At 62.5% G+C, this 24,332-nt stretch carries 23 protein-coding genes, 1 tRNA gene, 1 pseudogene and 1 riboswitch; of the genes and pseudogenes, 7 read left to right on the plus strand and 18 right to left on the minus strand.

The genetic code is table 11. The annotated features are described in order from the left end of the window. Window positions 1–2: 2 nt before the first annotated feature. From AC2D9V_RS16805 to AC2D9V_RS16815, 3 genes are all read right to left on the minus strand, one after another. Window positions 3–521, minus strand: coding sequence for a DNA repair protein RadC (locus AC2D9V_RS16805; protein WP_484715254.1), 519 nt, complete (start codon window positions 519–521; stop codon window positions 3–5). A 109-nt stretch (window positions 522–630) separates the two neighbouring features. Then, a complete protein-coding gene (locus tag AC2D9V_RS16810; protein ID WP_484715255.1) occupies window positions 631–1,071 on the minus strand; it encodes a JAB domain-containing protein in 441 nt (146 codons plus the stop codon). Window positions 1,072–1,195: 124 nt separating this feature from the next. After that, window positions 1,196–2,395, minus strand: a complete 1,200-nt coding sequence (locus AC2D9V_RS16815) for a DUF932 domain-containing protein (protein WP_484715256.1) — start codon at window positions 2,393–2,395, stop codon at window positions 1,196–1,198. A 302-nt stretch (window positions 2,396–2,697) separates the two neighbouring features. Here AC2D9V_RS16815 and AC2D9V_RS16820 point away from each other — a divergent pair, with 302 nt between their 5' ends. Then, window positions 2,698–3,840, plus strand: coding sequence for a hypothetical protein (locus AC2D9V_RS16820; RefSeq protein WP_484715257.1), 1,143 nt, complete (start codon window positions 2,698–2,700; stop codon window positions 3,838–3,840). A 283-nt stretch (window positions 3,841–4,123) separates the two neighbouring features. Here the strand turns inward: AC2D9V_RS16820 and AC2D9V_RS16825 are convergent, their stop codons facing one another. Next, the gene (locus AC2D9V_RS16825; RefSeq protein ID WP_484715258.1) at window positions 4,124–6,244 is read right to left on the minus strand and encodes a hypothetical protein; all 2,121 of its coding nucleotides are present in this window, start codon (window positions 6,242–6,244) and stop codon (window positions 4,124–4,126) included. A 132-nt stretch (window positions 6,245–6,376) separates the two neighbouring features. Further along, the gene (locus AC2D9V_RS16830; RefSeq protein WP_028030787.1) at window positions 6,377–6,781 is read right to left on the minus strand and encodes a single-stranded DNA-binding protein; all 405 of its coding nucleotides are present in this window, start codon (window positions 6,779–6,781) and stop codon (window positions 6,377–6,379) included. Window positions 6,782–7,219: 438 nt separating this feature from the next. Between AC2D9V_RS16830 and AC2D9V_RS16835 the strand changes: the two genes are divergently transcribed. Both AC2D9V_RS16835 and AC2D9V_RS16840 read left to right on the plus strand, forming a co-directional pair. Beyond that, entirely contained in the window at window positions 7,220–7,537 is a 318-nt protein-coding gene (locus tag AC2D9V_RS16835) for an H-NS histone family protein (protein WP_484715259.1), read from the plus strand. Window positions 7,538–7,656: 119 nt separating this feature from the next. Beyond that, window positions 7,657–8,751: a Fic family protein gene (locus tag AC2D9V_RS16840; protein WP_484715260.1), complete on the plus strand. Its 1,095-nt coding sequence runs from the start codon at window positions 7,657–7,659 to the stop codon at window positions 8,749–8,751. A 147-nt stretch (window positions 8,752–8,898) separates the two neighbouring features. Here AC2D9V_RS16840 and AC2D9V_RS16845 read toward each other — a convergent pair whose 3' ends face one another. The 7 genes from AC2D9V_RS16845 to AC2D9V_RS16875 all read right to left on the minus strand — a co-directional run bounded on the left by AC2D9V_RS16845 (window position 8,899) and on the right by AC2D9V_RS16875 (window position 16,883). Continuing rightward, complete coding sequence (locus AC2D9V_RS16845) at window positions 8,899–9,063, minus strand: hypothetical protein (protein WP_165496653.1); 165 nt, start codon at window positions 9,061–9,063, stop codon at window positions 8,899–8,901. Window positions 9,064–9,450: 387 nt separating this feature from the next. Then, on the minus strand, window positions 9,451–9,924 hold the full coding sequence (locus AC2D9V_RS16850; RefSeq protein WP_284166092.1) for a hypothetical protein: 474 nt from the start codon (window positions 9,922–9,924) through the stop codon (window positions 9,451–9,453). A 101-nt stretch (window positions 9,925–10,025) separates the two neighbouring features. After that, complete coding sequence (locus tag AC2D9V_RS16855) at window positions 10,026–12,197, minus strand: ParB/RepB/Spo0J family partition protein (RefSeq protein ID WP_484715261.1); 2,172 nt, start codon at window positions 12,195–12,197, stop codon at window positions 10,026–10,028. 127 nt (window positions 12,198–12,324) lie between these two features. Next, the gene (locus AC2D9V_RS16860) at window positions 12,325–13,437 is read right to left on the minus strand and encodes a helix-turn-helix domain-containing protein (protein ID WP_484715262.1); all 1,113 of its coding nucleotides are present in this window, start codon (window positions 13,435–13,437) and stop codon (window positions 12,325–12,327) included. A 203-nt stretch (window positions 13,438–13,640) separates the two neighbouring features. Further along, window positions 13,641–14,570: a ParB/RepB/Spo0J family partition protein gene (locus tag AC2D9V_RS16865; protein WP_140849162.1), complete on the minus strand. Its 930-nt coding sequence runs from the start codon at window positions 14,568–14,570 to the stop codon at window positions 13,641–13,643. After that, window positions 14,560–15,705 (minus strand): plasmid partitioning protein RepA, encoded by a 1,146-nt coding sequence (gene repA / locus AC2D9V_RS16870; RefSeq protein WP_181180961.1) that lies wholly within the window; start codon window positions 15,703–15,705, stop codon window positions 14,560–14,562. The genes AC2D9V_RS16865 and repA overlap by 11 nt, the downstream gene beginning before the upstream one ends. A 293-nt stretch (window positions 15,706–15,998) precedes the next feature. Further along, window positions 15,999–16,883: a recombinase family protein gene (locus AC2D9V_RS16875; RefSeq protein WP_140849166.1), complete on the minus strand. Its 885-nt coding sequence runs from the start codon at window positions 16,881–16,883 to the stop codon at window positions 15,999–16,001. A gap of 227 nt (window positions 16,884–17,110) precedes the next feature. Between AC2D9V_RS16875 and AC2D9V_RS16880 the strand changes: the two genes are divergently transcribed. Further along, window positions 17,111–18,178 (plus strand): hypothetical protein, encoded by a 1,068-nt coding sequence (locus AC2D9V_RS16880; protein WP_484715263.1) that lies wholly within the window; start codon window positions 17,111–17,113, stop codon window positions 18,176–18,178. 121 nt (window positions 18,179–18,299) lie between these two features. Here the strand turns inward: AC2D9V_RS16880 and AC2D9V_RS16885 are convergent, their stop codons facing one another. Continuing rightward, window positions 18,300–18,743: a rhodanese-like domain-containing protein gene (locus AC2D9V_RS16885; RefSeq protein WP_484715264.1), complete on the minus strand. Its 444-nt coding sequence runs from the start codon at window positions 18,741–18,743 to the stop codon at window positions 18,300–18,302. On the opposite strand from AC2D9V_RS16885, the gene AC2D9V_RS16890 reads away from it, so the two are divergent. Next, window positions 18,721–18,787, plus strand: a tRNA-OTHER gene (locus AC2D9V_RS16890). The two genes, AC2D9V_RS16885 and AC2D9V_RS16890, sit on opposite strands and share 23 nt — an antisense overlap. On the opposite strand, the pseudogene AC2D9V_RS16895 reads toward AC2D9V_RS16890, so the two are convergent. Next, window positions 18,765–18,965 (minus strand): annotated as a pseudogene (locus tag AC2D9V_RS16895) (ArsR/SmtB family transcription factor); the annotation flags it as partial. The gene AC2D9V_RS16890 and the pseudogene AC2D9V_RS16895 overlap by 23 nt on opposite strands. Before the next feature lie 88 nt (window positions 18,966–19,053). Here AC2D9V_RS16895 and AC2D9V_RS16900 point away from each other — a divergent pair. Together AC2D9V_RS16900 and bluB are read left to right on the plus strand one after the other, a co-directional pair. Then, the gene (locus tag AC2D9V_RS16900) at window positions 19,054–19,908 is read left to right on the plus strand and encodes a sterol desaturase family protein (RefSeq protein WP_484715265.1); all 855 of its coding nucleotides are present in this window, start codon (window positions 19,054–19,056) and stop codon (window positions 19,906–19,908) included. Window positions 19,909–19,964: 56 nt separating this feature from the next. After that, a riboswitch (cobalamin riboswitch) is annotated at window positions 19,965–20,151 on the plus strand. 43 nt (window positions 20,152–20,194) lie between these two features. Further along, window positions 20,195–20,917: a 5,6-dimethylbenzimidazole synthase gene (gene bluB, locus AC2D9V_RS16905; RefSeq protein ID WP_484715266.1), complete on the plus strand. Its 723-nt coding sequence runs from the start codon at window positions 20,195–20,197 to the stop codon at window positions 20,915–20,917. Window positions 20,918–20,962: 45 nt separating this feature from the next. On the opposite strand, the gene AC2D9V_RS16910 is transcribed toward bluB, so the two are convergent. From AC2D9V_RS16910 to AC2D9V_RS16925, 4 genes are read right to left on the minus strand one after another with little or no spacing between them, the layout of a single operon-like run. Continuing rightward, window positions 20,963–21,343, minus strand: a complete 381-nt coding sequence (locus AC2D9V_RS16910; protein ID WP_484715267.1) for a hypothetical protein — start codon at window positions 21,341–21,343, stop codon at window positions 20,963–20,965. A 15-nt stretch (window positions 21,344–21,358) separates the two neighbouring features. Then, entirely contained in the window at window positions 21,359–22,051 is a 693-nt protein-coding gene (locus AC2D9V_RS16915; RefSeq protein ID WP_484715268.1) for an ABC transporter ATP-binding protein, read from the minus strand. 3 nt (window positions 22,052–22,054) lie between these two features. Continuing rightward, on the minus strand, window positions 22,055–23,188 hold the full coding sequence (locus tag AC2D9V_RS16920; RefSeq protein ID WP_484715269.1) for an ABC transporter permease: 1,134 nt from the start codon (window positions 23,186–23,188) through the stop codon (window positions 22,055–22,057). Then, window positions 23,185–24,330, minus strand: a complete 1,146-nt coding sequence (locus AC2D9V_RS16925; protein ID WP_484715270.1) for an efflux RND transporter periplasmic adaptor subunit — start codon at window positions 24,328–24,330, stop codon at window positions 23,185–23,187. Before AC2D9V_RS16925 ends, AC2D9V_RS16920 begins: the two co-directional genes overlap by 4 nt. Window positions 24,331–24,332: the final 2 nt, after the last annotated feature.

Raw genomic sequence — 24,332 nt, forward strand, 5'->3', positions numbered from 1 at the left:
CCTCACGCAGCGACCTGCAGCGCCCGGGCGGCGAAGGCGCGCCAGAGCGGGTCGACGAGACGCCCGTCCAGAAGATCGGCGCGGTGGCGTAGCCGCTGCGCCAGATCGGGCTCACCCCAAGCAGCCGCGCGGCCCGCCTGCGCGCGCAGCTGGCTTGCCTCGGTCACGACGCCCCGCGCCTCGGCCCCGCTCGTCACCGGGTGGCACCAGGCGACGGCGTGGTCGCTGGCGGCCCCGGCCAGCACAAGGCGCTCGTCGCGGTCGAGGATCGCCAGAAGCTGGGGCGCGGCGTACGTGTCCATCCCCTCGGCATGGTCGATCGCGCCCTGCATGGCCTCGGCCAGCGTCGCGAAGCGGGCGAGCACTAGGGGCGCGGCGCGGCCCGACATGAGATCAGTCGGTGCGCGGCGCGACAGGGTCAAGGCGAAGGGATGACTGGGATCGGTGTCGCCCGAGGGAAAATGCGGTGGGACGCCACGCGCGAAGGCGGTCGGGTGGATCGGCAAGGGCAGGTCGAACATGGGAAGATCTCCGACGGCGCGGGAAGCCGTTCTCCCCGCTTCATCCGTCAAAGACCAAACCGCCGCCCTCTTCCTCGAAGGGGCGACGGTGACACATCTGGCCGCAGCGTCAGACCTTGCCGAGGGACCGCAGGCTCAGCTCGGTCCCGGCCCCGACGATGATGTGGTCATGCAGCGTCAGGCCGAGGTACTTGCAGCCCTTCTGGATCTCCTTGGTCATGCTGAGATCGGCCTCCGACGGCGTCGGATCGCCCGAAGGGTGGTTGTGGATCAGGATCAGGGCGCTGGCGTTCAGCATCAGCGCCCGCTTGATCACCTCGCGCGGATAGACCGGGACGTGATCGAACGTGCCAGTCGACAGGAGCTCATCGGAGATGATGCGGTTTTTGCGGTCGAGATAGAGGACATGGAAGCGCTCGATGGGGCCACGGACGGTGAGCGCGCAGTAGTCCATCAGCGCCTGCCAGCTGCCGATGACAGGGTTCTGGCTGAGGTAGCGGCCGAGGATATCACGGGCCTCGAGGATGATGGTTTCTTCGTGGGGGGTCATTGGGGTCTCGCTGAACTGCACGCACGAAGGCCCCCTGCCCTCTCGGGGAGGGGCAAGAGGCGTGCTTGTGGAAGGGGAGTGCGCGACCGCCAGGGATGCAGGCGGTCGCATTGACGGGCCCGCGTCAGCCGACCCGGTCGAGGAGCTTCTTGGCGCGCCCTTCCATGTCGAGGCGCGCATCCTGTTGGGTCTTGTCGCGCGCCAGCCGCGTGATGCCCTGCACGAAGTCGAAGATGCTCTCGGGCGGGCGGCCCTCTTCCATCAGCACCTTCTCGATGATCTTGCCAGACTCGGCCTTCGAGAAGCCGCGCTTCCTGAGGAAATCATCCCGATCCTCGTCCGTCCGCGCCACGATCTGCTGCCGCGCCGCCTTGATGCCATTCACGAAGCCCTGCGGCGAGGAATTGGCGAACCGCGTCAGCGCGGGCGCGGCCTCATGCGCGAAGCGCGAGGCCGCGTATTTCGAGTGGCGGATGGTGATCTCCTGGAAATCCTCGACGCCCCAGAGGTTGCGGTTCTGGCACACGGCGCGCAGGTAGAAGCTCGCCATGCCAAGGGTCTTCGCGCCCACTTCAGAGTTCCAGCAGTAGAAGCCCCGGAAGTAGAGGTCGGGGGAGCCGTCCGGCAGGCGGCCCGCCTCGATCGGGTTGTGATCGTCGACCAGGAACAGGAAGACATCGCGGTCAGAGGCATAAAGCGTGGTCGTGTCGCGGCTGATCTCGACATCGGGGTTGTAGACCCCGGTCGACCAGTCGAGCACGCCCGGCACCTTCCAGCGCGTATCGCCCGTGCCATTGCCCGCGATGCGCTGCACCGCCTCGACCAGTTCATGGTCATGGATGCGGCCATAGTCCGGGCCAGTCACCGCGCGCAGTTCGGTGCGGCCGTCTTCCGTCTCGAAGGTCTTCACCTGCTCGGCGCGGTGATTGGTCAAGCCGTATTGCAGGTTGATCCCTGCCAGCGGCGCGGGCAACTGCCGCAGGTAGGACGCCGGGGCACCGACGATGCTGGCAAGCTGGCCGAAGGCCCAATGCGTGGGCGCCACCGGTTCATGTGCCTTCGGCAGCATCAGGTGCAGCCGCTCGGGGTTGTCGCGCGCGGCCTCGACGCGGATATCCGCCGTCTGCACGACCCGGCTGCGGCTGCGCTCGGACCGGCCCTTCACATTGGCCCAGAGATCGTCGAGCGACAGATAACGCTCATCGTCGGGCCGGTTAAACCATTCGGACGACACTCGCCCGTTCCGCTCACCCCGGCTCACATCCACTTTCCAGCCACCCGCCCGCGCCGGTGCGACTGGATCCAGAACTTCTACAACGCCCATCGGCTATCTCCCGCGACAGGCGCCAGGAACCACTCTCCCAGCCCTCAACCCGTCGCCAGAAAACCGGCCAAACTCGGACTCTCTCAAGGAAACGGCACCAAATGGGAAGCGTTCCACGCCCGGAACGCATCGGTGTTGACCTGCACCCGAAAATGGCAGACGTTGTGTACGGCCTTTCTCGCAGGCCGGTGTGCCCGCAACGCGAAGCTTTGCAGCGAATTTGATTTCAGAAACAGACCTCATGCCATCGGTGGGTCTGATTAGCAGCGGGCACCTAGTCAGATCCGGCTTGGACATGGATCATGACACAGAACGATAAGCTTAAGACGCTGAAGCTGCTGGCGAAGCGTTACGCGAGGGCGACCGGTCAACCACAGCACGTAGCGCTCGACCTTGTTGCCAATCGAATGGGCTTTGCTCATTGGAACGCGTTGACAGGCAGCGCGAAAGGAGAATGGGTACCCTCCGAAGCACAAGTCGCCACGATCAAGGCCTTCGTGGAACGGATCACTTCCTATGAGGGTTCGACCTTCGACCATATCTTCGGGGGCCCCGATGCCATTACTCGAGGAGAAGTCCGAGGGCATCCATACGCGCTGAAAACAATGTTTGGTGACGTCCGGATGGAAGGTGATGGTTGGCGGATCGTCCTGCCGGAAAACCCTTCAGCTGCCCCTCGGGTCGAAATCGACATCAAGCATGCCCAGAACAGCCCGATGAACGATCGGTTGCTGTGTGAAGAAGCCATCGGGATTGCAAAGGAATTGATGCAGAGCGTGAAAGCGCGACGATTTGCCGATTGGCCGCGGCGCGCCACGAAACCGGATGCGGAAGGAAAGGTGCGCCACCCGTTCTTAGAGATGGAGGAATCGAGCCTCTGGTACTGCCTGCACTGCGATGCAGAAATCACCGGACGACAGATCGCTGGAACCCATTGGCATTGCCCGGGCTGCGGCGCATCACCAATCAACATTTTTCCAGAAGCGTTCTGGCTGGGACCGAACGAGGGAAAGCCAGTGCCGGTCCAAGCTCGCGCCGAAGGGCAAGAGGTGGAACCTATCGTCTCCGTCGTCGATCCGCGGCCAAGACTTGATCTCAGCAAGGACCAGGTGACCCATTTGATCCGGGCAGCCCTGTTCGAGGATGCGACCAATGCCAGTGAGCGCATGGGAGCAAGCCTGGCCGAAATCTGGGTGGATGACGATCTCGACGTCGTTATTTCCTTCGAGGATCACTACTGGCCCGAAGAAAAGGAGCCGACAGCGGCGATCGAGGTGGCTGCAGTGCTCGAGATCGAACTGGAGTTGGAAGTTATGTGGTCGGATCCGCTGTTCGCGTGGCCCGGTTTGGCCACAGTGACCCAGAGCACGGCCGACTATACCCGCATGATGCTTGATGCCTATCGCAGTCAAGGCATCGTCGAAGAAAGGAACAAAGAGCAGTAGCTCGGCATTCGGACCAACAACGCTTCGGGCAGTCTCGGTCGAGCAGCTTTTTCATCCGGCGGGTCGGACAAACTCCAAGACAACTGATGAGGCCCCGGTTCTAGAATCGGGGTCTCATCCTCGCCTCCTGAGAAAGCTGGCTAGGCTGCTTCCCAAACTTGGTTCAGGATCCGTGCCGCGATCTCGGATTTGTCCTGCGGCAAGAACCGACCGTAGTGCTGTGCGACCATATCCGGGGTGTCCTGAATGGCATAGCTCGCTTGCTCGTAGGACCCGGTACGCTTCAGGATATGGGTGGCCAGAACGTCCCGCACTTGTGTGGCCCGTGCGGCAACAGGCCTTCAATCGCCCCGCGCTTGGTCCAAGGATTATAGATCCCGTAGCGCTGTATCGCCGTCCGCCATGCCTCATAGAACGTGTTCTGGCAGTAAGCGGCGTTGGTGCTCGTCATCTTCGCTGTCTTGACGAAGAACGTTCCCGGGTCAGCCGCCTCGCCGATCAGACGCGCGCGATGCCGCTCGATCCAAGCTTCGATCAGTTCGTAAAGTCGCCCGAGGTCCGGCAGGATCAGGCGAAATGGTTTTGAGCCGAAGAACGATGAGTTGGCGTTCTTGAAGGCGACCGACGGGATCAGGATTTCCCAACCCTGGTCGCGGCTGCTCCAACGCAATTCGCCCCGTTTCAGGTCCTCCAGTTTGCGCTCCGATGTCGGCAAGGTCCCTGGCCGGCACAGCATTAGTTCGCGCAAATTCTTCTGCCGCAGCCCCGTGTGAAGACCGATGCGCAGCATAAGGAACGCGCGGACGGCCTCTGCGGCAGCGCGGGCATTGTGCATTTCGTCCGGCATCCGCCGCAGGATCTCTTCGGTGATCTTGCGGTACTCGCCGACCGGACTTGGCGCTTCGAGCACCGGCAGGATGGGCTGGAAAGGGTCGCGATGAATGCGTGCAACACGGTCGATCTCTTTGATCCGGCGACGGGCGTGCTTGTACATGCGGTCGCAGGCGGCAGGCCAATCTGACTGAACCGCGTTAACATCGGCCTCGGTGATTAAGTCCTCGATCGGACGAAGGCTGCTCCCCATGCGAGGCGATTGGCGCAGCCAGCCGGTCTCTTCTCGGCAAATCGCCGCAGCGATCGAGAGCAGGTCAATCTCCCACTTGGTGTAGAAGCCGCGCCGGCGCTCCCGCCAGTGTAGGTACCAATCCCAGACCTGCGGGAAGATCATCATCGCAAAGGTCAAAAGCTTCGGATCCACGCCGAGCCCCTGCACTTCACTCTCTGGTGGCGCGACAAACGCCCCGAACCATAGCCCGAAATGCTCCACCTTTTGGGACGCTGTCTCGGTGCCCCAGACCCCATTCCTCAGCATGCCGAAAGCCGCGAAGGTCGACGTCTTGAAGCGAAGGAGTTCGGCCATCTCGTCGTTCAGGCGTCTGGGCGCGATGACAATGCCAGACTCTTCGGGCCTCCGGGCGGGTGAAGACTTGCGAACAGGCCCCGAGGCGCAGCTGAAGCGGACCGCGTAGCGCTGGCGAATGGCCGCAGCCTGATACCTGCGATAATCGGTTGACCCACTGATGATCACGGTACGGACCCAGTTCAGGATTTCTGCCTTCTCGTGGCTTGGCCGTCGGTTGAAATCCTCAGGCAGGTGCCACGCCAGACGTCGGCGCTCAGATGGGGAGATGTCGTCCAGATCGAAATCGCCTGGTGCTCGATCAGGAGTACCAGACAGGCTGAGGAAATAGCCCACCGGCAGACGATACCGCCGCTCGATGCGTCGCAGGATTTCCAGGCTGATCGCGGCACGCGGGACCTTCTTGCCGCGCCCCCAACTGATCAGCGTGCTGCGATTGACGCCGTCCTCGGGTCGCACCACCGCGTTGTAGAGGTGGTAGATGGTTTCCCCATGACGGCGGGCATGCAGTTGAAGGGCTTCACCAAACGAAGCAGGGTCATTCCATGTCGTGACCAGTGGCTCGGGAAATTCGACGATCGCTCTCGGCCGGACGCCGGGCTTCTTGCGAAACTTCTCGGTGCTGGTCGCTGAAACGGCGGCGGAGTTCGTAGAAGTCGCGGCGGCCTTGGCGCGTATTGATCGGCTCGCAGTGCGGGCCGGACGCAGGGTCGCATTCGAAACCTCGCGAGCCACGGCGTCGAAGATAGGCTGCAGCGTTGCCCGGTGGGCACGGAAGCGTTCGACATCGATGCCGAGCATGGCGGATAGAGACTGCAGGTCGAGCCCGCTGCCCCGGTAGGGCGGGTACTCGTTTCGCTCGAGCAGGTCGACCAAGCAGCCGTAGAGCAAGCGCACCTCACCTTCGGTGAAGATCATCGTGAACCGGCTCTTGCAAAACTCGGCGATCTTGCGCGGCGTGAGTGCAGAAGATGTTGATTTCATTTTCCATCCTTCGATTTCTGGGGCGGCCCAGCTATCGAAATGACCGGTTGGACGGGAGGGGCATTCGACGGTCGCGAAGCCCAGAACCCGGCGGGCTTCCCCGCCGGGCCCGAAGGGGAGACCCCGTTCTTTTCAGAACGGGATCTCGTCGTCGCGATCGACCAACTCGGGGTTTTCGTTCTCGGCCGACTTCGGACGGCTCAGGAAGTCGACCTTCTCGGCGATGATCTCGCAGCCGTAGCGGTCAGTGCCCGTTGCGTCGGTCCACTTGGTGTAGTGGATGCGCCCGTGGACGAGGACCTTCATGCCCTTTTCGCAGTGCTCCGCGACGGTCTTGCCGAGACCGTTGAAGCAGGTGATGCGGTGCCATTCGGTGTCCATGACCCGGTAGCCGTTCTCGTCGCGCATTACGCGACCTTCCGAGAGGCGCGGCCGCGAGGTGGCCAGGGTGAAGTTGGTGATCTTCGTGCCGCTTTGGGTCGAGCGCACTTCGGGCTTCTGACCGATGTTGCCGGCGAGGATGACGATGTTCTGCATGGTAAGCTCCTGTGTTTCCTGTCCCTGGGATCGTCCCTTCGACAAGACCCGGAAAAAGCCTGTCGGCTGAGGCGTGCACGGGAGACGGAACGGCGACCGGAAACCTCCAGAGGGCCGGGGTGGAGCGGGCAGGTGACGCGTTTCCTCAGAAACGCTAGCCAACACGGCCCGGACTGACGCGGGGTTGCGCGCCAGAGGCCGAACAGGCTTAGGGGATTGTCCGTCGAAGGGATGGCACCGGGGATAGGAGCGGCCTGGGGCTCTCGCAGAACTCGGCCTTCCTCACCAAGGCAACCGGGTTGAAGCAGTTGTGAAACCGCCGACCCGGCAGCTCAAGCCAACCTCATCCCCCTGCCCTATCGCGGCGTCCTCCGTGGGAGTTGCGATGTTGCAGCCTGACGGCTATCCCGGACGCATCATTCAGGACACGAGGGCCCAATGGCTGATTTCAATCTCGAGGCGATGTCGCTCAAGGAACTGCAGCAATTGCAGAAGGACCTCGCCAAGGCGATTTCCACCTATGAGGACCGGCACAAGGCCGAAGCCCGCGCCAAGCTGGAAGCCATCGCCAAGGAGATGGGCTATTCCCTGGCCGATCTGATCGGAGTCGAGTTGAAGAAGACCCGTGCGCCAGCCGTGGCGAAGTACCGGCACCCTGAGAACGCGGCCCTCACCTGGTCGGGCCGGGGCCGGAAACCGCAGTGGTTCGCAGACCACATCAACGCCGGCAAGGACCCGAGCGCTCTGGCGGTCTGACGGAGTTGGGTGACCCCGCCCGGGCGAAGCATGGCCCAAGTTAAGGAAACCGGTTTTTGCTGACACGACTGTTCGATCATGTTAGAAAAACGACGATTTCTTAACACGACGCGGAGCACATGTTAAAGCCGACCTATGCCATTCCCGCCCTGCCACCCCCGGCCGAGATCGAAACCGTTCCGGTCCTGAAGGCGCTCGCTCGCGCCAGCCGCGCGCTTGCAGATCTGAAGGGTCAGGCCAAGACCATTCCGAACCAAGGCATCCTGATCGATACCTTAGCGCTTCAGGAAGCCAAGGCTTCGTCGGAAGTCGAAAACATCGTCACAACGCAGGATGAACTGTTTCAGGCGGATGTTTTCCCTGACGATCCGCAGTCCCCGGCGGCCAAAGAAGTAGCGCTGTATCGCGACGCTCTGCGGCTCGGATACGCACGCTTGGGCGAAACCGGCGGCCTGATCCCAAATTCGGCGCTCATCGACATGTTCCGCTTGCTGAAGGGCCGCAGCGATGGATTTCGAGTGACACCGGGTACTGCCCTCAAGAACGAGCAAACAGGGGAGATCGTCTTCGTCCCCCCCCAGGATGCGCACGAAATTGTCCGCCACATGACGGCGCTCGAACGGTTCATCAACGACGATGAACTCAGCGATCTCGATCCGCTCATCAAGATGGCTTTGATCCATCATCAGTTCGAAAGCATCCACCCGTTTCCGGATGGCAACGGACGTATCGGGCGCATCCTCAACGTACTTTATCTGACCAGAACGGGGTTGCTCGACATCCCGGTGCTCTACCTGTCGCGGTTCATCACCCGTAACAAAGCGGACTACTACAGGCACCTTCAGGCGGTGCGCGACACGGGCGATTGGGAACCCTGGGTCATCTACATGCTGGAGGCCGTTGCAGAGACTTCTGCCACAACAGTCGAGATCGTCACCGGCATCCGACAGCAAATGGCGGACGTGAAGCATCGGCTACGTGAAGACTTGCCGAAGATTTACAGCCAGGAACTTCTGAACAACTTGTTTCGCCATCCCTACACCCGGATCGAATATCTGCAGAACGATCTGGATGTCAGTCGGCAGACGGCCGCGAAGTATCTCGATACTTTGGCTGAGCAGGGCTTTGTCGAAAAGCATCGCTCTGGAAAGCACAACTACTTCATCAACGTCGCCCTGGTGAAACTCTTCCTCGACGTTTCGGGCGGACCGTAAACTCGACACCGGGCGTTCGGCTCCTTGGGCAGTCGTGCCGACCTCCGCGTCGGTTCAGATTTCCGGGCCACCGAGAGGTCTGAAAGCCGAACGGACCGGATCGGGGACCCTGCCCCGATGCCGAGCTCTCGGGACAAACCGTGGGCCTTATGCCCACGGGTCGACCTCAGCGATCACTTGAACCTCGTCGCCGTCGATTTCATCAGCGGGGACGGCGCCGAAGGTACCATCGCCTGCCTGGAAGACGACGATCGAGACCATGAGCGTGGCGGCAAGGGAGGCGGCGAAAGCGTAAGCATCTTTGCGGGACATCTGTTTGGCTCCTGTCTTGGAGGCGGGGGACCATCCCCCGCGCGACAGGACCCCGCAGGCCCGAAGACTGGCTGACATCACCGGGTGCGTTCGGCTCGTCCGAATCCACCCGGCGGCACGGGCTCGCCCGTAGTCCGACCCCTCGCGGGTTGATCTCGAAGACGGGATTCAGGGCAAGGAAGGGAATGGCGAGCGGGGGATGGTGCCCCAACGTCAGGTGCCGATTGTCCCGCTTTTGCTTTGAACGCCGCCAGCCTCCTGGCCACGCTCTTGGTTGACGACTCCTTCTTTGGGAATGGATCCTCTGGGGCCCCACGATTTCGCGGGACGAGGGTCTGGTCGGTGAGGGGCCCTCCCATGGGTGGCCCCCTCACGCATTGTCAGGGCTCAGGCGGCCAGGTCCGCGCCCCCTGCCCTATCACCGTCATCAGCACCGACGATCTCGAACCGCGCGTTGCGATAGCCCTCCCGTGCAATCCAGAGCTCGGCCGCGGTGATGGATTCCGCCAGATGCAGCAGCTCAGTGTTGCCACCGAAGTCGAGGAGCACGCGGACCTGCCCGGGCTTCGGCTCCTCGGCCACTTCGAAGATCAGACGGCTGTCCGCCGAATGGCTGCGCATGATGGTGACGAGGATCACCCCGTCCGAGGAGAAGTTGCCTTCATGGAGCGTGAAGGAGGCCGGAGCGGTCCAGGTCGGATAGGACCGAGGCGGTTCCTTCTTCACGAGGCGGCCGACACCGTTTGATCGCTCCCAGGCCGCCAGCTTCTTTGTGAAACGTGCCGGCGGCTTGGGACTGCCGTCGGTGTAGCGGATCAGCGCCCCCAAGGGGGCCGCGTCGATGATGGTTGTTGCAGACATGATTCCTCATCCCGAATGCAAGTGTTCGCATTCATCATATTGATATTGCTATCTTTTTATGGAAGGAAGGGGCGGGTTCCCCCGCCCCCAGATGACTCAGATCACTCCGCAGCCATCATCGTCGCGGCGCTGTCCAGCAGATCAGCCGTCAGGAAGGCCGGGAGATCGATGTCTTCGGGCTCGCCCGCATCTTCCCACTGCCCTTCTCCGACCGCCTCGCCATCGAACGTCACCAGATCGGCTCGGCGCAGGACCTCGGGCAACCAGCCACTGCCTTTGAGAAGCCGCTCGGCTTCTGTGGCCATCTCGCCCTTCTTCAGGTGATCTAGAAGCTGCGCGGTCCCTTCCCCCTTCGCCTCGCGCACGGCCTCGAGGATGCGGGCCTTGGGCACACGGTTGAGATAGCCATCGACCGTCGGCTCCCAGCCCGCCTCGACCATGTCGAGATCGACGGCACGGGCCACCAGATCGGCATGGGCCATGCGGCGGGTCAGACCGCTGGCGGAGATGCCCGCCCCATAGGGGTTCACCTTCTCATGGAGCGCGTTGATGCCGAAGCTGAGGCAATGCGCCAGGAGCGCCAAACGGCTGCCCTGGTCGAGCACGGTCAAATAGTCCCAGAGCGCGGCATCATCGCCGAGAGGCAGATCAGCCTCCCAGGCCGCGTGACGCTCATCGACCAGCTTTGCGACGACGCTGTCCTTCAGATCGGGCGCCTGAGCGGACATGTAGACATGGCGCACGGAGGCCTCGAGACAGCTGCCCGAAGCAGAGGAGGTGCGGAAGGTATCCATCACCAGCTTCAGAAGCAGCAGCGTCAGCGCCACGCCCGGCGACCGCCCGATGGCCTCACGCAGCGCGAGGGTCCGGTGGGCCGTCAGTTCCATGACCAGCCGCTCGGGCAACGGCTTTTGCGCACCGTCATCTTCCTCATCAGACGCATCCGCGCCGATCGGCTGACCACCCGAAGTGATGACGGTGCCCCCGGCGGAGGTTGCCGATGGTTTCCAGCTGGAAACACCGACATCACCCCCCTGCCCCGTGACGTCCGCGCCATCACCATCCTGGACCGCGGTCTCCTCGCGCGGCTCGTCCTCCGGCCGGACATAGCCGCGATAGACCGCAAGGCCGCCGTCGCGATCCAGCGTCACGAATACGCCAGCGCGCGCGATTTCGGCCGGGTTGTAGATCAGCGGCCGCTGTTCGAGCGCTTCCATCGCCATCTCGAGCTGACCGAGCCGGGCATCGATCTCCTCGGGGTATTCGTCTTGGCCGGAACACTCCTCTTCCAGCGCACGATACTCGGCGAGGAGCGAAGCGTGGGCCGCGCTTTCCTCGTCGGTCATCGGCGCGGGATCACCGACGAGACGCCGCAGACCGTGGCTGTAGCCATAGGGCAGGTCGGTCGCGACCTCGATCCACTTCCAGCCTTCGGAAGTGAGCGCTTCGGCTTCAGCCTGAAGCTTCTCGGCCACCAGCCGATCGAGAAGGGCAGGGTCCTCGAGCCAACCACCATCATCGCCTTGGAAGAGATCGCGCAGCACAACACCGCCCGCGGCCTCATAGGCATCGATACCGACGAAGACGGCGCGACGATCCGAGGCCCGAACCGAGCTCTCGGTCAGCATGCGGCGGATGGCGTAGGGCTCTTTGTTCCAGGAGTTCTTCACCGCGTCCCAGACCTGCACCTGACGCCCGTGGTCGGGGTTCACCGTGAACGCAATCAGCTGTTCGAGCGTCATGCCATCCTCGGCATAGACGTCGAGCAGGGCAGGGGCCACGGAGGCGAGCTTCAGGCGCTGCTTGACGATCTGCGGCGTCACGAAGAAGGCCGCCGCTATCACTTCCTCGCCCTGGCCCTTCTCGCGCAGAGCCTGAAAGGCGCGGAACTGGTCCAGCGGGTGCAGGGCGACGCGCTGCATGTTCTCCGCCAGCGAGTCGTCCTCGGCGAGAATCTCCGACGCCGCATCTCGCACGATGCAGGGGATCGGCGCGGTCTTGGCCAACCGCTTCTGCTTCACCAGCAGCGACAGCGCCTGGAAACGACGACCCCCGGCCGGGATCTCGAACGTGCCGGTCTCGACACCATCAGCATCGACCACGGGCCGCACGTTCAGGCTCTGCAGGAGCCCGCGCCGAGCGATGTCCTCGGCCAGTTCCTCGACCGAGACGCCAGCCTTGATGCGCCGCACATTGGACTGGCTCAGGATGAGCTTGTTGAAGGGGATGTCCCGCGATGGGGACAGGACGATGTTCTGGGCCGCTTTTGTCATCAGATCTTCTCCACGACGGGCGCCGGAAGCCACTCTCCCGATCTCACTTCCCGTCACCCATCAAACCCCCAACCTTTCTCTCTCTTCGGCGTTCTTGACCGCGGTCAAGAAGTCCAAGCTGCTTGTTCTATGCGCCCAGGATCGTTTCAAAGTATGCCTCGGGCTGTCTGATCGTTTCTCCTTTTCCCAACAGGTAATCTAAGATCACTAGAAGCCGTCCAGCGCCGGTTTTCTGGAGGCCACGCATCAGCTTTTCCTGGCGTATTCTAAGCAATCGCCCGATATCGAAGAGAACACGGTTGAGGGCTTCTCCTGTTCGAGGTGGGTCTGGAAAGAAGTCAGAGACATGTGTGAAGTCTGTCCATGACATTTTTGCAGGGTCTCGGTTCATGGAAGGCCCCGCACTGTTTTGGTCAGCGCCGGTCTGCTTTGCCTGCTCGTCTTTCTTAAAAGATTCTTTTTTTATGGACTCTATCTGCCGGTCATTTTGTCCGTTTCTGGCGGACATTTCGCGCATGCTAGCATCGCTGTGGGCTTGGTCGTGTGCAGGGACTTCGTCTATGGGCACGCTTGAACTCTCGCACTCTCCGTAGCTCTGCGCGGCCTTGGCTCCGAGTTCGCGGAGATCAGCGATGATCTGCAAGATTGCATCAACCGTGAGGGTTGCTCGTCGAAGGATGTTCCTGATCGTTCCGAGTGAGGACAATCGCGCTTCGTCGAGGCGCTGGTCCTGAAGGAGGGATGCGCGCAGTGCTAGTGCTTCTGCCCTGAGGGAGCGAAGGCGTTCACGCTTCTCCGCAACCTTCAACGCTTCGGCCGCCAGTGCGTCGTGGTTCTGTATCAGTGGGTTCAAGTCGATCCCAAACGCGTCCCGGATGATGCCGCCATACCTCAGGGGGAAGCGTTTGCCGTTTGCCGAGTTCTTCCGGTCGATGAGGCCGGCTGCGTCAAGACGGCCCAAGCAGCGACGTAGGGTCCTCTCATCGACGCCGTTTGCGCGCTCAGACAAGGAGGCGTTGGAGGGGAACACAACGGTAAGTTTGGGTGTGGTCTCACCATTTGTGGTTTGTCGATCACGGGGAAGAAAGCTGATCAGGGCCGTCAAGACTGTGATGTCGTTGCTCGTCAGGCCAAGTTCTTTCCGCAGGGCGCGTACCGGTCCCAGAAGTTCGTAGATAGTAGGGCAGGCAATAGCTCTCGGTTCCGCCATGGCGGTTCGTGTTTGGGTTACATGTCTCATGGTGTTTCGGAAGAAAAAGCTTCCCCGGTCACCGCGAGCGGTGTTGAACTCGATTCGTTTTGAGGGTATCAATCAGGTGTCGAGACTGATTGAGGCCCTTCGGAAGCACCGCTTTCGGGGGGTCTTTCCTTTTCTAGCCGGTCCTCCTTTCGTTTTCTGCTCGTTGCTCTTGATGTCTTGACCGCGGTCAAGACACGGGGTCGTCACTCTGGGCCATCTTGACCGCGGTCAAGAAGCTCGCTGATCAGCTTCCGGATGGCGTCTTCAACGCGCGGGGCAAGGTCAGGGTCCACATCGATGGTGATGCGATTGCCTTTGCGGCCGATCTTCACGCGCTCACCTTGCTCAACCTTGGGTGTAGTTGCCTTGGTGGCCGTAAGCAGCGTAACCGCTGCGTCAAGTCGGTCTGGGCCTGGCAAGTTGCGGGGGATTTCACGGGCAACTTCTCTGGCTCTCGCGACGTCCTTCTCGCACAGCCTGAAAAGCTTCTCCCAGACTCGCCGACCAACGCCGTGTGCAGGTCCGATAGCTTGGATCAGCTCCATCGGAATGCCGGTTGCGATACGGTTCATCCGCGAGACGAGCGACTCGTCGATCTGAAGTGCCCGATAGGCGATGGTCTGTGCGTTCTTGCGTGTCTCGTCAGTTTTACCAAGTTCCCGAATGATCCCAGCGACGAACAGGGCCCTCTCGATAAACGAGGGGTCTTGGCGGGCATTGTTTTCCACGCCTTGAGCGATCAGAGCTTCCTCTTCGGTCATCTCCATGACCGTCGCACGCACCTTCTGACCAAGCTCACGACAGGCGAGAAGACGGCGGCGCCCATAGACGATCTCAAGTGCTCCGTCCTGGGTTCGGCGGACAAGAATGGGAACCTTTTGCCCATGTTCCCGGATTGAGGAGACAAGTTCTTCTAGGCCATCGCTCGGATCGATACGGTCCATGACCGCGGACATCCGCACGGTGCTCGGGTCAATCAGGCGCGTGGCGTGTTTGTCTTCTTCGAGCACAGATGCCTGCGCACGAGCGACTGTCGGGCTCGTGCGCTTCAGATCGAGATCCGCACCTTCGTCCGGCGTTGCGGTATTGCCCATCGCGTTCTTGAGTGAGTCCCCGAAGACCTTACGCGCCATGGCTACGCCCCCACGCCTTGAGGATTTCGCGTTCGACTTCGTCGGTCACGCGCGAAACGGACTCGATCGCACGCTCGTAGGTTCTGCGGTTCACGTCGCGAGGTTCGACCTCAAAGATGCTCTGCTGGGTGTTTGCGGCATCACCTACCGCTGTCGACTTCAGGAACTCGGCAGGGAGGACCGCATCGCCAAGGACCGTCCGAAGCAGAGACGAGATCTGGACCTGTGGACCGTCGGTGTTCTCGTAGCGGGTGATCAGCACCCGCACGAAGTTCAGGCCGTGCTCGGGAGCATGCGCCTCGACGACGCCCATCAGGTTGCTCGCCATGCCGAGAAAGCTTGCCAGAGACATGACGTCAAGCATGGATGCGTTGAGCGGGATCAGGACCCCAGTGGAAGCAAAGAGGGCGGAGATCACCGAGAAGTTCAGCTGCGGCGGCGTGTCGAAGATCACCACATCATATCGGTTCAAGACAGGCTCAAGCGCTTCACGGATCCGACTGTGGAACGTGGTGGCACCGTGTCTGAAGCTCAAAGCGACCTCAAACTCGTACTCCATGATGTCCATGGATGCCGGAATCAGATCCACTGTCGGGAAGTTCGTTTTTCGAATGATATCTGAGGCGGGCAGGGGCCCCTCGGATCGGATCAGATCGTAGGAGGTCGGCATGTCCGGATCGAGTTCAGGGGTAACCCCGAACAGGTTTGTCAGACTTGCCTGGCTGTCGAGGTCGATAAGCAGGACCCGATAGCCGCGCAGGCCCAGAAGCTGACCAACATGAGCAACGGTCGATGTTTTCGCGCTGCCGCCCTTCAGGTTGAAAATCGTCACGACCTGGCACGGTTCGCCGGCTCTTCTGTGAGGGTGCTCATCGGGCTTGATCCTACCCGTCTCAAGAAGGACGCGTTGGGCTTCGACCATGTCCTCGGCAGAGAAGCTGCGGCGGTTGCCACCCTCGAGCAAGCCTTCCGGAAAACCTTCGAGATTTGACACATGATGGCGGAAGGTGTTCTGGTTGATCCGCAGCAGATCGGCTGCTTCCCGCATCGCGAAGCGACGGAGACCCTTCTGGGCATCCGGTGGGAACGTCTCCTGCGCATGTTCACGCAACCGGCTACCGAGCCGCTTGGACATTACATCGAATCTTTGGGAGGCCCGTATCCCGCTCATCACTGCCCTCAAGTCTTTATTGTTTTGTAGACCTTAACAGTTTTGGTGAGTAAATCCAGTCCAAACCGTTGAGCGGCCTAGGGGCGTTGAGACGGCGAATTTCTGACGAGAAAAAACCTTGAAGTATCAGCGTCTTGGGCAACCTTGTTCGTAGAGCACTTCAACAGTTCGTAGCCCGCGATGTCGTGGCCACAACATGTATTGTCGACGCCTACGTAACGCAGATCTTCAGAATCGTGCGACCGATTCCCGCGACTTCACTCTAGCAGCCCCAGCCTCTCGGCACGCTCTAGCAGCATCTTCACGGATGACGGCTGCCAGCTTGTCCGCCCGCGGGGCGTGCGCTCGCGCATCGCCTCCAGCCGGGAGCAGATCGCCTGAAGCGTGATGTCGGGGTCCGCGCCCTTGATGGCGGCGACGATGGCGGGCAGGCGGTCGTCGGTCTCGCGGCGGTCGGCGCGGGCGAGCACACTCTCGGGCAGAAAGCCGTCGCGGACGTAGGCGCTAACGGCGCGCAAAAGCCGGCTTTGCGTCCATTGGCGCTCGCGGGGCAGGGGGCCGTTGACGATGCGCACCACGTCTTCCCAGGCCAAGTTGGGGCGCAGGCGACGGACATGGGGAACCCAGTCCTGCGCCGTCTCATTCAGCCGCTCCATGTAGCCGTCCTGCCGGGCCAGCCTCACCTTGCGCAGCGCCGCCGGATCCCGCGCGCGCAGGCCCGGATTGCCGCCAACCCGGCCTTTAGTCTTTGCACTGGCTAGCCCGGCTTTGGTGCGTTCGCGGATCAGGGCCCGCTCGAACTCGGCCGCAGCACCCAGAACCTGAAGGGTGAACTTGCCCTGCGGCGAGGACGTGTCGATCGGGTCCATGAGCGATCGGAAGAAGGCGCCTCTGGCTTCCAGCCGTTCGATCACCTCGAGGAGGTGCGACAGCGACCGCGCCAGACGGTCGATGCGCACGACAACCAGCGTGTCGCCCTTGCTAATCCGCTCGAGCACGCGGGCCAGCACGGGCCGCGCGCGGTTCCCTCCCGATGCTTGCTCTTCATGGATCTCTGCGCAGCCCGCGGATTTCAGGGCCTGCGACTGGGGCAGGGGGGTCTGATCCTCGGTCGAGACGCGCGCATAGCCGATCAGGGGCATCAAAACAGGCCGTTTGCAATTGCATATACTACTAATAAACGACCGTTTGTAAACGGATGCAAGGGCGCTCCTTGCGGTGCTGTCCATCGGAAAGCCCTTGGTTTCCTGAGGCTGACCACGGTCAGAGAGGTCTCGAAGACCACCGCGCGCGCGTGCTATATACAAGTGTGTCGAGGCCCCCCAACAAAACCCTTTGGTAAAGTGCAAACTGCACGTATTTTGCACATATGAAACCTCAAGTATCCGTCTTGTATGATGATTTCGAGGTACCTCCCATTGCCGTTGGAGAGGTCGATGAGACGTCAGACGACGATCTGTGGTTCCTGCCCGGTCCGATCGAAGAGGAAACCGACGATCTGCCGCCTGGACCACGGGCGGAGCCCCGCGAGATGTCGGTTCTCGACGACTGGCGGAAGGCCGAGGCGGGGCATGCCGCGCGCCTCGCCCGCGTCGCGGGTCGGCTTGGAGCGCTGGATGAACGGCTCAAGCGCGGACCAGAGGGGTGGCGGCACAGACTGGCCCTGATCGAGGCAGCCGACCTTAGTTGGTTCGCCGGGGATCGAGTCGCGCCGGATAGGTTGGCACTGTGGATCTCCATGCGCCTTTCGGGAGCCCAAGACGACACAACAGCGCTGGCGCGGGTGGGGTGGGCGGTGCGGCGCCTGACGGGCGGGCCGGGGCCAGACGTCGACCTGTCTGCCTTCCTGGATCGCCATGACCCCGAGAACATGGATGATGTGGCAGAACCATTCTCCGATCGAGCCGAGGGGTGGCTGGAACTTATGGCGCAAGCTGACGATCTGCACCCGATCACCCGCGCCTGCATGGGCTTCCACCTTTGGAACCTAGCAGGACTCGGGCAGCACAGTGACCGGATGGAAGCGGCGGTGACCGCCGCACGCATCTCGGCCAGCGAAGGGAGGGGCGCAGTCTTTACGCCGCTGGCGATGGGCGGGGCAGGGGGCCTGCGCGCAGGTGGCTCACAGACTGTCCGTCTGGCGCGCTGGCTCGACGGGATGGAAACAGCAAGCCTGACCGCGATGCGGCACCTCGACGATATCGAAGCATGGTCAGCGCGGGCAGAAATCGAGATGTCACCGCTCTCGGGAAAGACACCACGGGCGCTGCGCGCGGTACTGACCGAATGGCCCCTCGTCTCGGCCCCCATGGCCGAGACCATGACCGGCGCCAGTCGAGCGGCCGTGCAGCGCAACCTTGCCTGGATGGAAACGCGGGGTCTGATCCGTGAGATGACAGGCCAGGGGCGATACCGGATGTGGCGCACGACGAACTAGGGTCGCCGTATCAGGTGTCAGCCATCGGGCAATATGATTGCATCGTCAACGAAGATGGCGCGCGATGAGCGAAGTCCTGTCCTTTCGAAACCGGGCGCCGTCCTATTGAGCTCAACAACGCTCAGCCCACGTCGATGAGCACTGGTCTTCCATCCTCACGCCATTCAGGCAAACCACCTTCCAGCCGCCGCGCGTTTAGACCGTGGCGGCGCAAAGTGGCGACGGCCTGATGGGCATAGACGCAGTATGGGCCGCGGCAATAGGCGACAATCTCAGCGTCATGCGCAAGTGTTGGGAGAATTTGCTCCAACTGCGCCAAGGTGGCGTTCCGTGCACCGGGGATGTGGCCCGCAGCATATTCGTCGGAGGGCCGGACATCGAGAACAGTGACAGAGCCTCCCGCGAGCCGTGCGGCGAGGACCGCGCGACTGACCGGTTCGGGCGCGTCATAGCCGCCCGAGAGGCCCCGTAGGATGCGCTCGACTTGTGCCAGGTTACGTTCGGCCACGATGCGCAAAAGGTCCATGAGTTCCAGAGTCTTTGCGTCGGTGAGTCGGTAGATCACCGCCTTGCCATCGCGGCGGCTGGTGACGAGCGCAGCCCGGCGCAACTGTTGCAGGTGCTGCGAGCAGTTGGCGATGGTCAGGCCCGTCTTTTCCGCCAGCGCCTCCACGCCACGCTCTCCTTGCGCCAGTTGTTCCAGCAGCATCAGACGCGCCGGTGCCGACAAGGCGCGCGCGACAAGGGCGTATTCCTCCAGCAGGGCCAGCTTCGGGCTGATTGACAAGGCCTGTCTCCTGACGCTAGATCATTCAAGCGTTGCCTTGAATAATAGCGATTCCATCGCGCCCCACAAGGCCAAAGGCGAGCGATCCATGTCCGAGACCATCCTTGCCACCGAGGCGACCATCCGTCTTGCCATCTTTCTGGGTGTTCTGACGGCAATGGCGCTTTGGGAAGTGGCAGCCCCCCGGCGCAGACGGCAGATCCCGCGGGTGATCCGCTGGACCAATAATCTTGCGCTCGTGGTGGTCGATACGGTCATCCTGCGGCTGTCGTTCCCGATCCTCGCTGTCGGGCTGGCCGTCATGGCCGAGGATCGCGGCTGGGGCCTGTTCCACAATCTCGATGTGCCAGTCTGGGTCGCGATCATCGTCTCGATGCTGCTGCTCGATCTGGCGATCTACCTTCAGCATGTGATGTTCCATGCGGTGCCGGGGCTCTGGCGGCTGCACCGGATGCACCACGCCGATCTTGATTTTGACGTCACAACCGGCCTGCGGTTCCATCCTGTCGAGATCCTGATCTCGATGGGCATCAAGCTGGCGGTGGTCGCGGCGCTCGGCCCGCCCGCCGTCGCGGTGCTGCTCTTCGAGGTGGTCCTGAACGCCACCGCGCTGTTCAACCACGCCAATATCGACCTGCCACGCCCGGTGGACCGCGTGCTGCGCCTGTTCGTCGTGACGCCGGACATGCACCGCGTCCACCATTCCACCGACCCGCGCGAGACCAACTCGAACTACGGCTTCAACCTGCCGTGGTGGGACCGGCTGCTCGGCACCTACATCGCTCAGCCCGCCAAGGGACACGAGGGGATGGAGATCGGGATCGAACAGTTTCGTACACACCGTGATTTGTGGCTCGACCAGATGCTGATTCAGCCCCTTCGTGGACCAGCGAGCGGCTACGCCCTCGATCCAAATTCCGAGCTGAAGGATCCCACAGAATGATTTTACGTCTGTCTTCGTCGGGAGTGCCGCGCTGATTGCGCCAGATCGAACTTACGCCTAGAGTGGCGGCGTTTGGTGCCCGCCGCTTTCCGTGGCGGGATAATCGGGAACGCAGTGAAATCCTGCGACGTGCCCAACGCTGTAAGGTGGATGGGGCTGCATTTGCCACGGGTCGAATGACCGGGAAGGCGCAGCACCCGCGCGAAGCCAAGTCAGAAGACCGGCCAGACGAAACAGGACGCGCCGAAGGCCGGCGGCGCGCCCGTTTCGACGAAGGGGGACCGTCATGTCCGTTTCTGCCTCTCCGGTCGCGGCCGGAGCCTTCAGCGAAGGCGAGCGCGCTGCCGTCTATCGCGCTATCTTCTCGCGCCGCGACGTGCGCTCGCAGTTTACGGACACTCCCGTGGACAAAGATGTTCTGATGCGCATTTTGACGGCTGCCCATCATGCGCCTTCGGTTGGGTTCATGCAGCCGTGGAACTTCATCATTGTCCGGGATTCCGGTGTGAAAGGTCGGGTTCAGGCCGCCTTTGCCGATGCAAACGCCGAAGCCGAAGCGATGTTCGGACCTGACCGCCGTCCGCTCTATTCCAGCCTGAAGCTTGAAGGCATCCTGCAAGCGCCGGTCAGCATCTGCGTCACTTGCGATCGCGCGCGTGGCGGCCCTGTTGTGCTTGGCCGCACCCACGCGCCCGAGATGGACCTTTATTCGACCGTCTGTGCTGTTCAGAACCTCTGGCTGGCGGCTCGGTCGGAAGGGATTGGTGTGGGTTGGGTCAGCATCTTTCGGTCGGGCGCGTTAAGCGAGATCCTTGGCCTGCCCGAAAGCGTTGTTCCGGTGGCCTGGCTTTGCCTCGGCCACGTCGAAGAGCTTTACGACCAGCCCGAATTGGCGGCTAAGGGTTGGGCAAGCCGCCTGCCGCTGGAGCAGTTGATCTATTGCGACGCTTGGGGTCAGTGCGAGGGGGCACGGGATCTCCCGTCAGACGTGACGCCGCCTGCTTGGTAGTATCGCGGCAGGCCGCATGGTGCCCTGTGAAAGGATTGCCTTCCGTCATGCGCGACTGGCCTTTTCCCTTGCCGCCACGACGCTGATCACCACCCAGATCGCAAGGCGCAGCGCCATCGCACCCATCGTCCGCGCCTCGTATGCAGTCCCGCGCCAGACCTCCAAGAGAAACATCGCAAAGATCGCTCCGGTCGCGAGGGTGATGGCGATGGCAAGGCCGGGTGCCCAGCCAGTCCTATACCAAAGCCCCAGACCCGCGATGATGTAGGCAAACCCTGCTAGGAAGTTGAACCACAGAACGAACGGGACGACGGCCCCCATGTCGGCGCCACCAAAAAGGGCGCGGCCTCCAGAAACGATAGTCAGGAGACCGAAGACGATTGCGACAAAGGCGACGGCCGTCAGGGGCTTTCTGCGGGCGGGCATGGCCTTCTCCTTGGTTCAGCTGTCCACGAGACGACCATCGCGCAGGTGGATCAGGCGGTCGAAACGGTCGAAGATCTTTTCATCATGCGTCACGGCGATGATGCAGGCCTTCTGGTCGCTGGCGAGCTTTCGCAGAAGGTCCACCACAAGCTGCGCCCGACCACTGTCCAACGCAGCCGTGGGTTCATCGGCCAGGATGATCCGGGGGCGGTTCGCCAGCGCGCGGGCAATGGCGACGCGTTGCGCTTCGCCCCCGGAAAGCAGGGCTGGCTTCACCTTGGCCCGATGCCCGACTTCAAGGTAATCAAGCAGTTCGCGTGCCCGTTCGCGGCCTCTTTCGGCAGGCCAGCCCGCAAGGTCCAGCACGACCGAGACGTTCTCTTCGGCGGTCAGGAAGGGCAACAGGTTGTGCGCCTGAAAGATAAAGCCGATCTTGTCCAGGCGCAGCTGTCGCAGATCGCTGCGGAGCCATTTGCCGTCGAACACCGCATCGCCATCCAGTTCGACCCGGCCCGCGGTCGGGGCAAGAATGCAGCCGATCACGTTCAGCAGCGTCGTCTTGCCCGAACCGGACGGGCCCAGCAGCGCGATGACTTCGCCGACATGTACCCGCAGATCCACGGACCGCAAGGCATCGACACGGGTTTCGCCTTCGCCATAATGCTTGGCGACGCCCCGCACATCGACCAGAATGTCGCCCGGCGGCATGGGTCAGCCCCCGAGCGCTGTGGCAGGGTCAACCTTCAGCGCCGCGCGGACGCCAAGACCCGAGGCAACAAGGCAGACCATCAGGATGATGCCGGTCAGCACCAGCGCGTTGAACGGCTCAAGCACTACGCGTCGGGGAAAGCTGTCCTTGACCAGAAGGATCAGGGCCAGCCCGATCGCAAGGCCAGAGATGCCAAGGATCAGCGCCTGTTGCACGATCAGGCCCACAATGGTTCGATCCGGGGCGCCGATCAGCTTCAGGGTAGCGATCTGCTTCAGCTTCTCCATGGTCATGGTGTAGATGATGAGTGCGATCACCACGGCGCTGACAGACAGCAGGATCCCCAGGAACAGACCGATCTGGCGCCGCGCCCGGTCCACCACCGAGGCAAGCAGAAGCTGCTCCTGTTCACTTTGGCTGAGGGCGGAGAGGTGTTTCCATTGCCGAACCGTCGCGGTCAAAAGCTCCACATCGGCACCGGGCTGCAGCCGGGCAACAACGGCGGCCACCGTCGGTGGGCGCAGGCCGCCATCGCCCCGAGCCGCCTGCACCCGGGCAGCGGCCGGGTCCATCGCCGTCTGCAACGTCAATGCATCAGCCAAAGTCACATAGACTGCCGGATCGCCGCCTGAGTTCATCGCATCCTCGACCAATCCCACGACGGTAAAGCGGTCGCGTCCCAGCCGGATGGTCTCTCCGGGCACCAGACCGGTCTTGCGGTCTGCCAGCAGTTCAAAGTGGCTTCTGCCCAGCCCCCGCCCTTCGGTAATGCGCTGCGGTCCGCCGGGACGACCGGGTTCAAAGCCGATGACATAGAGCCGCAAGGTCCTGCCGGCATGGCTGGCCTCGATCGCTTGGTAAGCGATGGCCCCGGCCTCGGCCACTCCGGGCATGCGGGCCACGGCGTCCCGGGTCGTGGCCGGGATGCTTGACGCTTCGGCAAAGGGGCCTTGTGTGCCAGCCTCGACCACCCAGACATCAGCGGCAGGGGCCTTCACGACGGCCAGGGCATCTGCGACAAGGCCGTTGTAGATGCCGATCATCGCCAGCACGACCGTCATCAGAAGCCCAAGTCCCAAACAGGTCAGGACAAAGCGGAAGAGGCCGTGGCGGATATCCTTGATGGCAAGGTTCATGGCGCAGCTCCGATGTGAGCAAGCCGGCCTTCATCCACACCTTGCAACGGGACGGCCACGACCTGCGCAGCATCGGGCAACCCGCCCGTCACTTCCACCCGGCCCCGGTCGTCACGCGCGCCGAATGTCAGGTCGGCGCGCGAAAGCCTACCGTCCTGGACGATCCAAACCGTGCCGCGATACCCGTCGAAGCCCATAATCACCACTTCAGGCACCATCAGGGCCGTGGCGCGTGTGGCAGTCAGGATGCGCACCTCGGCTTGTTCGCCCAGAAACATTTGCGGCGGGCAATCCGAGCAGGTCAGCCAGACGCGGCGTTCCTCGTTCACCCGGTCGCTTTCCACTCCGATGCGGGTGATCGTGCCCGTGAATTCGCTGGCAGGCTGAGACCGCAGACGGATGGTGCCGGGCTGGCCAAGGGCCAGCTGACCAGCGCGTTCTTCGTCAATGTAGGCCTGAATCCAAATCGTATCGGGGTCGATCAGGGTAAAGATCGGATCGCCTGACCGAACCACGGCCCCGGTTTCGGCCAAGCGTGTGACAACCAGCGCATCAAAGGGCGCGGTCAAGCGGTGACGGTCCAGCAGCGTCTGTTCAAGTTGCAGGGCAGCGACTGCATCCTGCCCTTGAGCGCGAATGACGGCGAGTTCCGCTTCGGCAACTTTCACGTCAGCACGAGCGACGTCTTCATCTCGCTGCGCCTCCTCCGCGCGCTGGATGGATGCGGCTTCCTGTCGGGTCAACTCGGCCTGCCGGCGGTTGGCCGTCTCGCGCTGCGCCAGGATTGCCGTGGCGCGGAGGACAGCCGCTTCCGCCTTGGCCTGATTGGCAGCGTTCGCCGCCACGGCGGCCTGGGCACGCGCGAGCCGCGCCTCCTGCTCATCCTGATTCAGCTCGGCCAGCGCTTGCCCCTGTGCCACGCGGTCACCTGCATCGACCGTAAGCGACATCAGTGTTCCGCTGGACTCAAATCCTACGCGCGCCAGCACCCTCGCCTCGACGGTTCCGAGGCCGTAGATGCGAAGGGCCACATCGGTTTCGGGCTGCACGACCGCCACCGTCAACGGACGCTCGGTCAGGTACATCGCTCCTGCGCCGATGCTCAAGGCCGCCACCACCGCAATGATCCAGATGGTCCGCATCG

The sequence above is a fragment of the Tabrizicola sp. T46 genome (genome assembly GCF_057219895.1).

Coding starts and splice junctions, on each gene's coding strand:
- AC2D9V_RS16875 (WP_140849166.1), bottom strand. CDS start 16,883: ATGCCCCTGATCGGCTATGCGCGCGTCTCGACCGAGGATCAGACCCCC.
- AC2D9V_RS16880 (WP_484715263.1), top strand. CDS start 17,111: ATGAAACCTCAAGTATCCGTCTTGTATGATGATTTCGAGGTACCTCCC.
- AC2D9V_RS16855 (WP_484715261.1), bottom strand. CDS start 12,197: ATGACAAAAGCGGCCCAGAACATCGTCCTGTCCCCATCGCGGGACATC.
- AC2D9V_RS16920 (WP_484715269.1), bottom strand. CDS start 23,188: ATGAACCTTGCCATCAAGGATATCCGCCACGGCCTCTTCCGCTTTGTC.
- AC2D9V_RS16865 (WP_140849162.1), bottom strand. CDS start 14,570: ATGGCGCGTAAGGTCTTCGGGGACTCACTCAAGAACGCGATGGGCAAT.
- AC2D9V_RS16925 (WP_484715270.1), bottom strand. CDS start 24,330: ATGCGGACCATCTGGATCATTGCGGTGGTGGCGGCCTTGAGCATCGGC.
- AC2D9V_RS16830 (WP_028030787.1), bottom strand. CDS start 6,781: ATGCAGAACATCGTCATCCTCGCCGGCAACATCGGTCAGAAGCCCGAA.
- bluB (WP_484715266.1), top strand. CDS start 20,195: ATGTCCGTTTCTGCCTCTCCGGTCGCGGCCGGAGCCTTCAGCGAAGGC.
- AC2D9V_RS16860 (WP_484715262.1), bottom strand. CDS start 13,437: ATGAGACATGTAACCCAAACACGAACCGCCATGGCGGAACCGAGAGCT.
- AC2D9V_RS16840 (WP_484715260.1), top strand. CDS start 7,657: ATGTTAAAGCCGACCTATGCCATTCCCGCCCTGCCACCCCCGGCCGAG.
- AC2D9V_RS16805 (WP_484715254.1), bottom strand. CDS start 521: ATGTTCGACCTGCCCTTGCCGATCCACCCGACCGCCTTCGCGCGTGGC.
- AC2D9V_RS16815 (WP_484715256.1), bottom strand. CDS start 2,395: ATGGGCGTTGTAGAAGTTCTGGATCCAGTCGCACCGGCGCGGGCGGGT.
- AC2D9V_RS16850 (WP_284166092.1), bottom strand. CDS start 9,924: ATGTCTGCAACAACCATCATCGACGCGGCCCCCTTGGGGGCGCTGATC.
- AC2D9V_RS16820 (WP_484715257.1), top strand. CDS start 2,698: ATGACACAGAACGATAAGCTTAAGACGCTGAAGCTGCTGGCGAAGCGT.
- AC2D9V_RS16825 (WP_484715258.1), bottom strand. CDS start 6,244: ATGAAATCAACATCTTCTGCACTCACGCCGCGCAAGATCGCCGAGTTT.
- AC2D9V_RS16835 (WP_484715259.1), top strand. CDS start 7,220: ATGGCTGATTTCAATCTCGAGGCGATGTCGCTCAAGGAACTGCAGCAA.
- AC2D9V_RS16810 (WP_484715255.1), bottom strand. CDS start 1,071: ATGACCCCCCACGAAGAAACCATCATCCTCGAGGCCCGTGATATCCTC.
- AC2D9V_RS16910 (WP_484715267.1), bottom strand. CDS start 21,343: ATGCCCGCCCGCAGAAAGCCCCTGACGGCCGTCGCCTTTGTCGCAATC.
- AC2D9V_RS16845 (WP_165496653.1), bottom strand. CDS start 9,063: ATGTCCCGCAAAGATGCTTACGCTTTCGCCGCCTCCCTTGCCGCCACG.
- repA (WP_181180961.1), bottom strand. CDS start 15,705: ATGTCCAAGCGGCTCGGTAGCCGGTTGCGTGAACATGCGCAGGAGACG.
- AC2D9V_RS16915 (WP_484715268.1), bottom strand. CDS start 22,051: ATGCCGCCGGGCGACATTCTGGTCGATGTGCGGGGCGTCGCCAAGCAT.
- AC2D9V_RS16900 (WP_484715265.1), top strand. CDS start 19,054: ATGTCCGAGACCATCCTTGCCACCGAGGCGACCATCCGTCTTGCCATC.